General features: G+C 65.3%; 10 protein-coding genes and 4 pseudogenes. 10 read left to right on the plus strand and 4 right to left on the minus strand.

What is annotated here, in order from left to right; translation table 11 throughout:
- Window positions 1–6 precede the first annotated feature (6 nt).
- From ACTGJ9_RS30610 to ACTGJ9_RS30650, 9 genes and pseudogenes are all read left to right on the plus strand, one after another.
- Window positions 7–482 (plus strand): annotated as a pseudogene (locus ACTGJ9_RS30610) ((2Fe-2S)-binding protein).
- Window positions 483–494: 12 nt separating this feature from the next.
- Window positions 495–2,090 (plus strand): xanthine dehydrogenase family protein molybdopterin-binding subunit, encoded by a 1,596-nt coding sequence (locus ACTGJ9_RS30615; protein WP_456674091.1) that lies wholly within the window; start codon window positions 495–497, stop codon window positions 2,088–2,090.
- Window positions 2,091–3,110: a xanthine dehydrogenase family protein molybdopterin-binding subunit gene (locus tag ACTGJ9_RS30620; protein ID WP_456674092.1), complete on the plus strand. Its 1,020-nt coding sequence runs from the start codon at window positions 2,091–2,093 to the stop codon at window positions 3,108–3,110. It begins immediately after the preceding gene.
- A gap of 12 nt (window positions 3,111–3,122) precedes the next feature.
- Window positions 3,123–4,003: pseudogene (locus ACTGJ9_RS30625) on the plus strand (AAA family ATPase).
- A pseudogene (locus ACTGJ9_RS30630) lies at window positions 4,000–5,120 on the plus strand (vWA domain-containing protein). Before ACTGJ9_RS30625 ends, ACTGJ9_RS30630 begins: the two co-directional pseudogenes overlap by 4 nt.
- The gene (locus tag ACTGJ9_RS30635; RefSeq protein ID WP_456674093.1) at window positions 5,117–5,998 is read left to right on the plus strand and encodes an amidohydrolase family protein; all 882 of its coding nucleotides are present in this window, start codon (window positions 5,117–5,119) and stop codon (window positions 5,996–5,998) included. Before ACTGJ9_RS30630 ends, ACTGJ9_RS30635 begins: the two are co-directional and overlap by 4 nt.
- Window positions 5,999–6,027: 29 nt before the next feature.
- Window positions 6,028–6,876 carry an MBL fold metallo-hydrolase gene (locus ACTGJ9_RS30640; RefSeq protein ID WP_456674094.1) on the plus strand — a complete coding sequence of 283 codons (849 nt, stop codon included), beginning with the start codon at window positions 6,028–6,030 and terminating at the stop codon, window positions 6,874–6,876.
- Between the two features lie 21 nt (window positions 6,877–6,897).
- Window positions 6,898–8,475: an isochorismatase family protein gene (locus tag ACTGJ9_RS30645; protein WP_456674095.1), complete on the plus strand. Its 1,578-nt coding sequence runs from the start codon at window positions 6,898–6,900 to the stop codon at window positions 8,473–8,475.
- A 3-nt stretch (window positions 8,476–8,478) separates the two neighbouring features.
- Window positions 8,479–9,105 (plus strand): FMN-dependent NADH-azoreductase, encoded by a 627-nt coding sequence (locus tag ACTGJ9_RS30650; protein ID WP_456674096.1) that lies wholly within the window; start codon window positions 8,479–8,481, stop codon window positions 9,103–9,105.
- A 101-nt stretch (window positions 9,106–9,206) separates the two neighbouring features.
- On the opposite strand, the gene msrA is transcribed toward ACTGJ9_RS30650, so the two are convergent.
- The 3 genes and pseudogenes from msrA to ACTGJ9_RS30665 all read right to left on the minus strand — a co-directional run.
- Entirely contained in the window at window positions 9,207–9,722 is a 516-nt protein-coding gene (msrA, locus tag ACTGJ9_RS30655; RefSeq protein ID WP_456674097.1) for a peptide-methionine (S)-S-oxide reductase MsrA, read from the minus strand.
- A 21-nt stretch (window positions 9,723–9,743) separates the two neighbouring features.
- Entirely contained in the window at window positions 9,744–10,166 is a 423-nt protein-coding gene (locus tag ACTGJ9_RS30660; protein ID WP_456674098.1) for an OsmC family protein, read from the minus strand.
- A gap of 192 nt (window positions 10,167–10,358) precedes the next feature.
- A pseudogene (locus ACTGJ9_RS30665) lies at window positions 10,359–10,502 on the minus strand (epoxide hydrolase); the annotation flags it as partial.
- Between the two features lie 210 nt (window positions 10,503–10,712).
- Here ACTGJ9_RS30665 and ACTGJ9_RS30670 point away from each other — a divergent pair.
- A complete protein-coding gene (locus tag ACTGJ9_RS30670) occupies window positions 10,713–11,846 on the plus strand; it encodes an MFS transporter (RefSeq protein ID WP_456674099.1) in 1,134 nt (377 codons plus the stop codon).
- Between the two features lie 28 nt (window positions 11,847–11,874).
- Here ACTGJ9_RS30670 and hydA read toward each other — a convergent pair whose 3' ends face one another.
- Entirely contained in the window at window positions 11,875–13,284 is a 1,410-nt protein-coding gene (hydA, locus tag ACTGJ9_RS30675) for a dihydropyrimidinase (RefSeq protein WP_456674100.1), read from the minus strand.
- Window positions 13,285–13,291 lie beyond the last annotated feature (7 nt).

A 13,291-nucleotide genomic window follows, 5' to 3' on the forward strand; every position in this document is an offset into this window, starting at 1 on the left:
ACGGCCATGTCCAAGATCCCCCTGCAATTTCGTCATAACGGTCACGATGTCGCGATCTTCGTCGACGGCGGCACCAATCTGCTGGTTGCGCTGCGCGAGCTGATCGGCGACATGACGCCGAAATTCGGCTGCGGCCAGGGCGGCTGCGGCACCTGCAGCGTGCTGATCGACGGTGAGCTTCACCTCTCCTGCCTGACGCTGGCGGAAACCGTCGCTGGCCGTTCGGTCGAGACGCTCGATGGCATGAAGCAGGGCCCGAACCTGCATCCGCTCCAGCGTGCCTTCGCCGACAATTTTGCCGCTCAGTGCGGCTATTGCACCCCGGCATGCTGATGGCCGCAAAAGCCTTGCTCGATCGCAATCCGTCGCCCAGCCGCGACGAGGTCATTGAAGCCATCTCCGGCAACATCTGTCGCTGCACCGGCTACGAGCCGATCATCAATGCTATCCTCGCCGCCGCCGGCGGCCGGGTCAGCGCCTAAGGGAACGCGACCATGCTGGAACTGCGCAAGGACATTTTCGCCGACGAGCGCGACGACAATCTGAAGGAGATCGGCAAGGGCACCCAGCGCCAGGACATGCTCGGCCATGTCACGGGCACCTCGAGCTATTTCAACGATCACAAGCTGCAGGGCATGCTGCATCTCAAGGTCGTCCGCTCGACGCAGGCGCATGCCAGAATTCGCCGCATCGACACCACCGAGGCCGAGCGCTCCGCCGGCGTCCGCCGGATCATCCGCGGCACCGACGTGCCTGTTAATCTCAACACGCTTCTCAGCCTGATCAATTTCGGCAAGGACGACGAGCCGTCGCTCGCGGTCGACAAGGTCCGCTACAAGGGCGAGCCGATCGTCGCCATTGTCGCCGACAGCGAGCGCGAGGCGTTCGAGGCAATCGCAAAGGTCAAGATCGACTACGAGCCGCTGGCGGCGGTGTTCGACGTCGAGGATGCGCTGAAGCCCGGCGCGCCCGTCGTCAACGAGACCTATCCCAAGAACACGTTCACCTATCACGAGACCTACGATCACCAACAACTGCGCTTTGGCGACGCCGACGCGGCGCTCGCGACCGCCGATCACGTGCTGGAGCAGCGCTACCAGATGTCGCCGATCGAGCACGCCCCGACCGAGACCAACGGGGCGATCGCGGCCCCTGACACCAACGGCCGTTACGTGGTCTACACCTCGACCCAGGCGCTGTTCTTCTCGGTCGACACCTGCGCCAAGATTCTGGACGTGCCGTCCAACACCTTCCACTTCATCGGCGGCACGGTCGGCGGTGGTTTTGGGGGCAAGGTCGATACGCTGACCGAGCCGCTCGCCATCCTCGGCGCGATGCTGACCGGGCGGCCCGTGCGCTATGTGTTCGGGCGCGAGGAGGAGATGCAATACGGCCCGCCGCGCGGCGCCGAGCGCATCTACATCAAGGATGGCGTGATGCGCGACGGCCGCGTCGTCGCGCGCAAGATCCGCTGCTACTTTGACAGCGGCGCCTATACCCGGCTGTCGAGCTATGCCGCCGTGAAATGCGCCGCGCATCTGCCGGGCCCCTACACCATTCCCAACGTCTATGGCGACGTCTATTGCGTCTTCACCAACCGCACCCCGGCGACCGCCATGCGCGGTTTCGGCGTGACCGCGATGGACTTTGCGATCGAGTGTCAGATGGACAAGCTGGCGCACCTCGTGAACATGGATCCGATGGAATTCCGTATCCTCAACGCCTATCGCGACGGCGACATGAAGGCGCACCGGCGTGAGGCCAAGAACACCGCGCTGATCGAATGCGTCCAGGTCGCGGCAGAGAAGGCCAAGTGGCCGCTCCGTGAGGAGTTCAGGCGAGCATCCTCGCGCAAGGACGGCGGCGGCAGCCGCGCCGTCATCCCGCCGACCCCGACAGATTCTTCGCGCACGCGGCCCACCGCTCCGGCGCAGCAGCGCACCAGCTACGACCGTCTTCCGCCCACCGTCACCCGCGAACCGCCGCGCGAACCGCCACCGCCGGCTCCTCCGCCGCCCTCTCCACGGCCGGCTACGCCGTCGCATGGCGCGACCCGTTTTTCCTCCGTCTTCGGCACCAGGAGGCGCTAGATGACCCGGCATCGCGGACGCGGCATCGCGTCGATCAACTATCCCATCGGCATGAACCTCGGCGGTGACCCCAGCCAGGCGCTGGTGCATTCCAACCCGAGCGGCAAATTCACGGTGGCGCTGTCGTCCATCGACTTGGGACAGGGCATGAAGTCAGTGACCCGACAGATCTGCGCGGAGACGCTCGGCGTGCCGGTCGAGGACGTCTATGTCGACACCGCGGATTCCGACACCGGCCCGCATTGCATGGGCTCGTTCGCTTCGCGCGGCACGCATCGCGTCGGCAACGCGGTGATGGCGGCGGCCCGCGAGGCGCGCGGCGTCATGATGGAAGCCGCCGCCGAGGAGCTCGAGGTCAACGCCGCCGATCTCGAGACCGACGGGCGAGGCAACATCCACGTCAAGGGCGCGCCGCACCGCTCGATCTCGACCAAGGACGTCGCGATTGCCGCCCAGTTCAAGCAGGGCAAGACCATCTCGGGCCGAGGCATCTTCCTGGTGCCGCTTTCTGAAGTGAATCCGGAGACCGGCGAGATGTCGCCCGCGACCTGCTATGCACACGCCTGCCTAGTCGCCGAGGTCGATGTCGATGACGAGACCGGCGAAGTCGCGATGGTGCGGATGGACTCGGCCTATGAGCTCGGCCGCGCGCTCAATCCGCGCCTGGTCGAGCAGCAGCTCGTCGGTGGCGCCTGGATGGGCGTCAGCCACGCGCTGTACGAGACCCCGGAGCCGTACTATCCCGAGCCCGTGCACGGTCCGCGCGACTTTGTCGAATATCTGATGCCCGGCCCCGGCGACATCTGCCCGCATGACATTGCGGTGCTGGAGCGCCCTGCCCCAGACGGTCCATTCGGCGCCAAAGGTCCGGGCGAGATGTGCGAATCCGTGCTGCCGGCGGTCGCCAACGCGATCTTCAACGCAGTCGGCGTGCGCATCGATGAACTGCCGATAACGCCTGAAAAAGTGCTGCGCGCGATCAAGGCCCAGGGTGGCGCGCGGCCGCAGGCGCGGCGCTAGAGGTTCTGGTTCATGGCGGTCCGCAGCAACATCGTCGGCATCGATAGCCCGGAGTCGCTGGAGAGAGCGCTGCGCGCGGCCTATTACCTTGCCGACGAGGGCCTTGCGACCGCCGCCTATCTCGGCCTCGCACTCGGCAAGCCGCTGCTGCTCGAGGGCGCACCGGGTGTCGGCAAAACCGAGGCCGCAAAAGCCATCGCCGCCGTGCTCGGCCGCCGGTTGATCCGCCTGCAATGCTACGAGGGTATCGACGCCTCCGCGGCGCTCTACGAGTGGAACTACCCGCGCCAGATGCTCGCGATCCGCCAGGCCGGCGACGAGAATATCGATATCTATGGCGAGACGTTTTTGATCGAGCGTCCCATGCTGGCGGTGCTGCGTGCCCCAGACTCCACCGTGCTTTTGATCGACGAAATCGACCGCGCCGACCAGGAGTTCGAGGCATTCCTGCTCGAATTTTTGTCCGATTTTCAGATCTCGATCCCCGAGCGCGGCACGGTACGCGCCGCCGAGCGGCCCGTCGTCGTGCTGACCTCGAACCGCACACGCGACTTGCACGAGGCCTTGCGCCGCCGCTGTGTCTATCATTGGATCGACTACCCCACCGAAGAGCGTGAGGCGCGCATCGTCATGCTGCGGGCCTCCAGCGTTGCGGAGGCGACCGCGCGCGCCGTCGTCGCGGCCGTCAGCAGGCTCCGGCGCGAGCCGCTCAGCAAAGCGCCGGGCATCGCCGAGGCCGTTGACTGGGCCGAGGCCGCAACGCTCCTGCACAGGGCGGTGCGCGCTGGCCTGACGCGTTCAAGCGCTCGATCGGCGTGGCACTGAAGGATGAGGAGGATCTGCACTTCATCTCGCCCCGGCTCGACGCCATACTCGCGGAGGCGACCGCATGAGCACCGAGCCCCAGCTCCCGCGCGCCGCGCGCATTTTCGTCTCCTTCGTCGCACTCCTGCGCACCAACAGCTTTGCCGTCGCGCCGGAGCAAACCACCGCGTTCCTCACCGCGATCGAGTTGCTCGGCCCGCGTCACCTCGGGGATATCAAGCAGGCGGCACTGGCGACCCTCGCCCCGCCGCCGGAGCGACGCGCGACTTTTGACCGCCTGTTCGACCTCCACTTCCGCGGCAGCGAAGCGTTGGAGCGCGTCGATGACGGCGAGGACGACGAGACCGTCAGGCTGCAGGAAGAGGGTCGCGGCGACGAGGAGCCGCTGCTCTCCGACGAGGCCAATGAATCCGGCCTCACCGCGACCCGCACCGAGGCGCTTGTCGAGCGCCGCTTTGCGCAGCTTTCTACGACAGACGCACTGCGCCGCCTGTCGCGTGAGGCCCCCGGCGCCTGCCCCGGCGGCGTGGCCATCGCCGCATGCGCGCCCGTCGCGGGCCGTTTGCCGATCTGCGCCGCACCTTGCGCGACTCCGTCCGAAGCGACGGCGAAATTCTGCGGCTCGGCCATATGAAGCGGCGCCTGCGCGCTCGAAAGTTCCTGCTGCTGATCGACGTTTCCGGGTCGATGAAAAGCAGGACCGAGGAGAACATGAAGCTGGCGCACGCGCTGGTCCAGGCCGCGCCCAATGTCGAGGTCTTCACCTTCGGCACGCGGCTCACCCGTGTCACCCGCGCCTTGCGGCTGAAGCGGCGCGAGCAGGCGTTGAGTGCAGCCGCGCATCTCGTCAGCGACTGGGATGGCGGCACCCGCATTGGCGACGCGCTGCAGGCCTTCCTCGCAGTGCCGCGATTCGGCGGCTACGCGCGAGGAGCGGCCGTGGTCATCGTCTCGGACGGGCTGGAGCGAGGCGAGCCCGATGCACTCCGTGACGCCGTGGCCAAACTATCGCGACGTGCCTGGCGCGTCAGCTGGCTGACGCCGCTCGCGGCGGGACCGGGCTTCCGTCCGCAGACGGAAGCCCTGGTTGCCATCGAGCGCTTCGTCGACGATCTCGTCGACGGCGGATCGAGCGCGTCGATCGTCGCGCATGTACTGGCATTGGGACGAAGGAGAGTTGCGTGACCGCGATTGTCGACGGGCATCATCATATCTGGCGACAGGCCGACCTGCCCTGGCTGGTCGGCCCGATGCAGCCCCGCATTTTCGGACCCTACGAGGCCATCCGACGCGACTATCCGATCCAGGAATATCTCGATGACCTCAAGGGCAGCGGCGTCACCCGCTCGGTCTATGTCCAAACCAACTGGGCCAACGACCGCTTCGAGGACGAAGCCGCCTGGGTGCAGCGGACCGCCGACGAGCACGGCTGGCCACATGCGATCGTCGCCTATGCCAATTTCGCCGTCGACGACGTGCGCCCGCAGCTCGACCGCCTGAAGCGCTATCCGCTGGTGCGCGGCGCGCGGATGCAGCTGCACTGGCACGAGAACCCACTCTATCGCTTCGCCGCCAAGCCCGATCTCTGCATCGATCCCATGGTTCGCCGCAATGTCGCGCATCTCGCCGACTACGGCTGGAGCTTTGATCTCCAGGTGTTCACACCGCAGATGCCGGATGCGGCGCTGCTTGCGGAGTCCTGTCCCAAGGTGACCTTCATCCTTCAGCATGCCGGCATGCTCGAAGAGCTCGCCTGGGGGCGGGCCGCCTGGCGCGCCGGGATGGCCCGGCTCGCGACGTGTCCGAACGTGGTCTCCAAGCTGTCTGGGCTTGGCACATTCATTCACCGCAACGATCCCGCGCACATCGCGGCCGTGGTCGCCGACACCGTCGCGATCTTCGGCGCCGATCGCTGCCTGTTCGGCTCCAATTTCCCGATCGAGAAATTGTGGACCAGCTATCGCGAGCTCGTCGACGCATTTCGGACCGCGGCAGCCCCGCTGAGTGCCGAGCAACGGGATGCGATCTTCAGAGGCACCGCGACGCGCATCTATCGGCTTTAACGGATAAAGAGAGAACAGGGAGGAAACGAATGGCGCTGGAGATCAAGATCCTGGACTACGGCGATATCGAGCTGGAATCGAGCTTCCTGGTGCTGGGCCACGACTGCGGCCGCACCCGCCGCGTCCTCACGCTCGGCTTCCTGATCCTCGGCGGCAAATATCCGGTCGTCGTCGACACCGGCTATCGCTCCAACCAGATCATGGAGACGCTGGGCATGCGCGGGTTGCAGTACCACGAACATATGATCGAGAACCAGCTGGCGCGTCATGGCGTGCGCATGGGCGATGTCCGCTTCGTCTGCCACACCCATCTGCACATCGACCACGCCGGCAAGGACGATCTGTTCCCGATGAACACGACGGTCGTCCTCAACCGCAAGGAGCTGGAATATTCGGTGTCCGGCCTGATGCATCCGCAATATCCGGCCCCGGACATCAAGCACCTGATCGACCGCCTCCACACCAAGAGCGCGTTGCGTTTCCTCGACCTCGAAATCACCGGCCCGATCGAGCTGATGCCCGGCGTCTATTGCGATGCCGCCGGCGCCCATACCGAGGGCTCGATGAACATCATCGTCGAGACCGCCGACGGCATCGCCACCATCTGCGGTGACGTCATCTACGATTTCAACGACCAGATCGTCACGCCCTTCAACGAGATCCACGACTGGGAGCCGCGCACGACCGGCAATCACGGCACCAGCAAGCGTGCGGAGAAGGCCGCGATCAAGAAACTGCTCAGCAACTCGCGCTATCTGCTGCCGGTGCACGATCGCCCCGCCAAGATCGAAGGCGGCAACGTCGTGGGCCGGCTCCATGATCAGGTCCCGGGCCCGATCGTGCAGTCCCTGCCCGCGCGCAACTGGTTCCCGGCCTGAGATGATCTTGAGGACCGACCGATGACACACGTCACCTTGCGCTCCGAATTCGAAACCCTGATTGATCCCTATGCACCCGTTGCGCAGGTGGGCACAGGCTTTGACTTCACGGAAGGGCCGATCTGGCATCCGGCCGATCACTACCTGCTGTTCTCCGACATGCCGGGCGACGTTCGCCGGCGCTGGGATGCGCGGCGCGGTGTCGCCGAGGTCAAGCGTCCGTCGAACAAATGCAACGGCATGACTTACGACGCCGAGCTTAACCTGATCGTCTGCGAGCACGCGACCTCGTCGCTGATCCGCGAGCGGCCGGACGGACGACGCGAGGTGCTGGCCTCGCATTTCGGCGGGCAGGAGCTCAACAGCCCCAACGACGTCTGCGTGCACTCTTCCGGCGCGATCTACTTCTCGGATCCCTGGTATGGCCGCATGCCGGTCTATGGCGTCGAGCGGCCACGGCAGCTCGGTTTCCAGGGCGTCTATCGCGTGGTGCCCGGCAGCGAGCCCAAGCTGGTGGTCGATCGAACCCTGTTCGATCAGCCGAACGGACTGTGCTTCTCGCCTGACGAGACATTGCTTTATGTCAACGACACCGTGCAGGCGCTGATCCGCGTCTTCGACGTCAATGCCGACGGCACGCTGTCGAATGCGCGCGTGTTCGCAAGCGGCATCCGCTCCGAGCTGGAGCCGGGCCTGCCCGACGGCATGAAGTGCGACCAGCACGGCAACGTCTGGGTCACCGCGCCCGGCGGCGTCTGGGTCTATTCGCCGCGCGGCGAGCTGCTCGGAAAGGTTCGCGTGCCCGAGCTGGTCGCCAACCTCGCCTGGGGCGGCCCGGATTTCCGCACGCTGTACCTGACCTCGACGCATTCGGTCTACGCCATCCCGACCAGGACGGGACCGCGCCACGAGCCCTATATGAGCGGCAGGCGCAGTGGTGGCAACGCCACGAATGCCGGCCCTGCCGCCACGGCGCCGATCCTGGCCGACGGCGAGTTGCGCCTCGATCCCAACCGCTGCGCCATGATCATCCAGGACCTCCAGAACGACGTGGTGATGGACGGCGGCGCGTTCGCCGAGTCCGGCGCGCCGGGACACGCGAAGCAGCAGCACGTCGTCGAGAACGTCCGCCGCCTCGCGGAGGCCGCGCGTGCACGTGGCGTTGTCATCATCCACGTCTGGTTTGTAGTCGAGCCCGGCGCACCCGGCGTAACGCTGAACGCGCCGCTGTTCGAGGGCCTCGTCGACAGCAAGGCGATGGTGCGCGGCAGCTGGGGCGCGGCGCCGGTCTCTGGCCTCGAGCCGCGGCCCGGCGACTTCGTCGTCGAAAAGATGCGGATGAGCGCCTGGGAGGGCACGCGGCTCGAGACGATCCTCAAAGCCACCGGCCGCGACATGATCATCAACACCGGCGCCTGGACCAATATGTCGGTCGAGCACACCGCGCGCACCGGCGCCGACAAGGGCTACTTCATGATCGTGCCGGAGGACTGCTGCTCGACCATGAATGCCGACTGGCACTCGGCCTCAATCAACTTTGCCATGCAGAACGTCGCCGTCGTCACCCGCGCGGACGCCGTCATCAGGGCGCTGGAATGAGCAGTGGCAAAGCTTCTGCACCTCTCCTGCTCCCCGCGAGCCGACTCCGAATCGAGCGCCGGTGCAAGGCTCTTCCTTGACGGCTTTCGTCTGGCCCGCCCCGATTGGGACGTCGACGTCGTCGATCTCTGGCGCGAGCGCATGCCGGAATTTGCAGGTCCGATCGTCGAGGCCAAATATGCGCGGATGAACGCGCTGGCCTTCAACGATGCGCAGCGCGACTGCTTTGCGGAGGCCGAGCGGATGGCGCTGAGGTTTTCGCTGGCCGACCGCGTGCTGATCTCGACGCCGATGTGGAATTTCGGCATTCCCTACAAGCTGAAGCAGTGGTTCGACATCATCATCCAGCCCGGCCTGACGTTCCGCTTCGATCCGGCGCAGGGCTATCTTCCTTTGCTGAAGGATCGGCCGACCATCGTCATCCTCGCCTCCGGCAGCGACTTTGCCACCGGCATGAATCGTGGCCGCATCGACATGGCGACGCCCTACCTGCGCGAGGCGCTTCGTTTCATCGGCATCAGCGACGTGCGCTTCGTGCCGATCGGCCCAACTGTGGGCCCAACCGAGCCGATCCGTGCGGCCCGCGACACCGCCCACCGTTGCCTCGCCGAGATGGCGAAGCGGTTTTGAGCTTACAACGTCCAATCGATACGTATCCGCCATGGGGACGGCAACACAGCAAGGAAGCCCGCGCAGCCTGATCGCGCAACTGCGGGCGCCCTTGGGACCCCCTAGCCTCCCGCGACAGTCGCACGTCGCGGCAACTTCCAGTCCGGCCGGATAAAATGACAGGTGTAGCCGTCAGGATAGCGTTCGAGATAGTCCTGATGCTCGGGCTCGGCCTCCCAGAATTCGCCGACTGGAGCGAGCTCGGTCACGACCTTGCCGGGCCACAGACCCGATGCCTCGACATCGGCAATGGTGTCTTCGGCGACGTGTTTCTGCTCGTCTGACGTGTAGAAAATCGCCGAGCGATAGCTCGTGCCCAGATCGTTCCCTTGGCGATTGAGCGTGGTGGGATCGTGGATCTGGAAGAAGAACTCCAGCATGGTCCGGAAGCTGGTCTTCGCGGGATCGAACATGATCTCGATCGCTTCAGCGTGGCCTTCGTGATTGCGATAGGTGGCGTTCTTGACCCGGCCGCCGGTGTAGCCGACCCGCGTCGAGATCACGCCAGGCTGCTTGCGGATGAGATCCTGCATGCCCCAGAAACATCCTCCAGCCAAAACTGCGCGCTCTGTCGTCATTTTGATGCTCCCAACATTCGGCTAGATCAATTTGGCGTCGAGCGTGATTGTCGCGTTCAATACTTTCGACACCGGACAGTCCTTCTCCGCCTCGCCGGCGATACGGGCAAAGCCGGCGTCGTCGAGGTTGGGCACCTTGGCGCGCAAGGTCAGCGCCGACTTGCTGATCTTGAATCCCTTTCCTTCGGGATCGAGGGTAACCGCGGCCTCGGTGGAGAGCTCAGTCGGCGTGAAGCCAGCGAGTTGAAGACCGAAGGCCAGCGCCATCGTGAAGCAGCCGGCGTGGGCAGCCGCGATCAATTCCTCGGGATTGGTGCCCTTCTCGTTCTCGAACCGCGTCTTGAACGAATAGGGCGTCTCGGCGAGCACGCCGGATTCGCTCGAAAGATGGCCGGTACCATCGCGGCCGGTGCCCTGCCATACTGCTTTTGCCTTGCGGATCATCTGTTCTCTCCTGGTTCTGTTTGCCAGCTTGCGGATCGGTTGGCGGCGCTCCGCACCAAAGGAACACTATCCCGGCGTCAGCGCCGTGTCGCCTTCCAACCGCTCGAGCGCCGCAGCGGTTCCGTCAGATACCGATCTGTCCGATGTGGAAGCCCTGCCGGTTTTCCATGTCGCCCGCGCGTCCTGCCCGGCTCAGATGGAGTGACGCAGTGGGCGGAACGCGGTACGCATTTCGGCGCAGAATAGCGCAGGCCGTTCCCATGCTGCGAGGTGGCCGCCTTTGTCGAGCCGGTCGTAGTGGATCAGATTTGGATAGGCCTTCTCGGTCCAATTCTTGAGGCTGGTGGATCGCAGCTTCAGGGGCGTCGGCACGCCAGCATAACGCAGCCTCGCGCCGGTTTTCCATACAAGCAGCTTTCATGCCGCGCGCCTCGCTCGGCGGACAAGTCGCTCCATCCGAGTTACAAGCATGCGGAACCTTCCTTCCTCGTTCTGGTTTATAACCCCGCCCCTCTCCTCTGCCCAATCCCCTCCGGAGCCTTGCGAATGACATCAGCCGACCGGCCGGCGACGCGGCTCGCCACGCGCCTCTCGTTCCTGGTCGCCGGCTTCGGCATCGCGTGCTGGGCGCCGCTGGTGCCGTTCGCGAAGCAACGGCTCGCGGTCGATGACGCGGTCCTTGGCTTGCTGCTGCTCAGCCTCGGTGTCGGCTCGGTCATCGCGATGCTCGCAACCGGCATCTTGAGCGCACGCCACGGCACCAAGCCGATCATTATCGCGGGCGGAATCGCCCTCGCCCTGATCTTGCCGCTGCTGGTCATCGCCGGCACGCCCATGACATTGGCGATTGCCTTGCTCGCATTCGGGGCTGCGCTCGGCTCCATCGATGTCGCCATGAACATCCATGCCGTCGAGGTCGAACGCGCGGCGGGAAAACCGCTGATGTCGGGCTTTCATGCGCTCTTCAGCATTGGCGGTTTCGCCGGGTCTGCGGTGATGACGGCACTGTTGTCGTTTCATCTTGGACCGCTCGCGAGCGCATTGATCTGCTCCGTGCTGATGCTGATCGCGATGGCGCTCGCCTGGCCACGCCTGCTGCGCTCGGCGCGAGCGCACGAGGGACCGCTATTCGTGCTGCCCCATGGCATCGTACTGCTGCTGGCGCTGCTGGCGGCCATCACGTTCCTGATCGAGGGCGCGATGCTCGACTGGGGCGCACTGCTCGTCATCGGCAGCGGCCTCGTCAGCGAGGCCCAGGGCGGGATCGGTTACATCGTGTTCTCGATCGCGATGACCGTCGGCCGGCTCGGCGGCGACGTCGTCGTGGCGCGTATCGGCGATCGCTTGACGCTGGTCGGCGGAAGCCTGCTTGCCGTCGCAGGTCTTGCGGTGCTGTTGCTCGCGCCGGGCGCGATCATTGCCGTCGCCGGTTTCCTGCTCATCGGCCTCGGCGCCTCGAACCTCGTGCCGGTGCTGTTTCGTGGCGCAGCCATGCAGACCGTAATGCCCACGGGGCTCGCGGTGGCGTCGATCACCACCGCCGGATATGCCGGCGTTCTGGTTGGCCCCGCCGGCATCGGCTTCATCGCCCACGCCACCGGACTGCCGATGGCATTCTGGATGCTCGCGGCGCTGATGTGCATCGTCACCTTGTCCGCACGCGCCGTGACCACAAAATAACAAAGCGCGCGACGGCATCATCTCCCCGTCACACCAGACTCGACTTGCCGCGGCTCAGCACCTCGCCCGCGCCCTTATCGCCGACGATCCTGCCTTGCTCGTATACGACCCGACCCCGCGCGATGGTGGTGACAGGCCAGCCGGTGACATCAAAGCCTTCCCAGGGCGTGTAGTCGGAGCCATGGTGCAGATCGGCCTGCCGGATCGGCTTCTTGAGCTTCGGGTTCCATAGCACGATATCGGCGTCGAAGCCGATTCCGATCGAGCCCTTGCGCGGATAGAGCCCGTAGATGCGGGCGTGGTTGGTCGCGGTCAGCTCGACAAACTTCTGCAGCGTGATCCTCCCCTTCGAGACGCCCTCGGAGAACAGGATCGGCAGCCGTGTCTCGATGCCGGGGATGCCATTCGGCACCCAGCGGAACGAGGTGCGGGCATTCGGCGTCAGCTTGCCCTTGGGATCGTCGTAACGGAACGGGCAGTGGTCGGACGAGAAGGTCTGAAACACCCCGGTGGTGATGCCTTCCCAGATCGCCTGCTGGCTCTCGGCATCGCGCGGCGGTGGCGAGCAGACATATTTGGCGCCTGAGATGTCCATGTTCAGGCCCTTCATGTCGTCGGCCGTGAGCGTAATGTATTGCGGACAGGTTTCGGCATGCACCGGCAAGCCGCACTGCTGGGCCCATCGTATCTGCTCCATCGCCTCGCGTCCGGAGACGTGGACGATCATGAGGGGGACGCCGATCACCTCGGCATGGCTGATGGCGCGATGCGTCGCCTCGCGTTCGACGGCCTGAGGCCGCGAGGTGCCATGATAATAGGGCGCGATGTGGCCCTCGCGTTCGAGCTTCGTGGTGAGGAAGCGGATGGCGTCATAGCCTTCGCAATGGACCATCACCAGCGCCTCCTCGCGGCGTGCGACGTCGAATACCTCGAGCAGCTGCTTGTCGCTGAGCACGAGGTCGTCATAGGTCATGAACACCTTGAACGAGGTATAACCGTCCTTGACCAGCGCCGGCAGTTCCTGGCCGAGCACGACCGCGGTCGGATCGGAGATGATGAGGTGGAACGCCGTGTCGATGTAGCACTCGCCCTCCGCTAGCTTGCGGTAGTTCTCCACGCAGGTCCGCAGCGACGTCCCCTTCTCCTGCAGCGCGAAGGGCAGCACCATGGTGTTGCCGCCGGCGGCCGCCGCGCGCGTCGCCGAAGCGAAATCGTCGGCCATCACGACGTCGGGGCCCGACGGCTGTGAGATATGGACGTGGCTGTCGATCCCGCCAGGCAGCGCCAGCAGCCCCGACGCGTCGATCTCGCGCGCGGCGTCTCCGATGCTGTCGGCGATGGCGACGATCTGGCCGTTGCGGATGCCGATATCGGCGCGAAACTCGTCGCTGGCCGTCACGATGGTGCCGCCGCGAATGGCGAGATCGAACTGCGTCACTGGTGTC

The sequence above is a fragment of the Bradyrhizobium sp. RDM12 genome (genome assembly GCF_051917485.1).
Taxonomy (GTDB): Bacteria; Pseudomonadota; Alphaproteobacteria; order Rhizobiales; family Xanthobacteraceae; genus Bradyrhizobium.

Excerpts from the sequence above, each read along its gene's own strand:
- ACTGJ9_RS30670 (WP_456674099.1), top strand. The coding sequence starts at position 10,713 with ATGACATCAGCCGACCGGCCGGCGACGCGGCTCGCCACGCGCCTCTCG.
- ACTGJ9_RS30640 (WP_456674094.1), top strand. The coding sequence starts at position 6,028 with ATGGCGCTGGAGATCAAGATCCTGGACTACGGCGATATCGAGCTGGAA.
- ACTGJ9_RS30620 (WP_456674092.1), top strand. The coding sequence starts at position 2,091 with ATGACCCGGCATCGCGGACGCGGCATCGCGTCGATCAACTATCCCATC.
- ACTGJ9_RS30615 (WP_456674091.1), top strand. The coding sequence starts at position 495 with ATGCTGGAACTGCGCAAGGACATTTTCGCCGACGAGCGCGACGACAAT.
- msrA (WP_456674097.1), bottom strand. The coding sequence starts at position 9,722 with ATGACGACAGAGCGCGCAGTTTTGGCTGGAGGATGTTTCTGGGGCATG.
- ACTGJ9_RS30660 (WP_456674098.1), bottom strand. The coding sequence starts at position 10,166 with ATGATCCGCAAGGCAAAAGCAGTATGGCAGGGCACCGGCCGCGATGGT.
- ACTGJ9_RS30645 (WP_456674095.1), top strand. The coding sequence starts at position 6,898 with ATGACACACGTCACCTTGCGCTCCGAATTCGAAACCCTGATTGATCCC.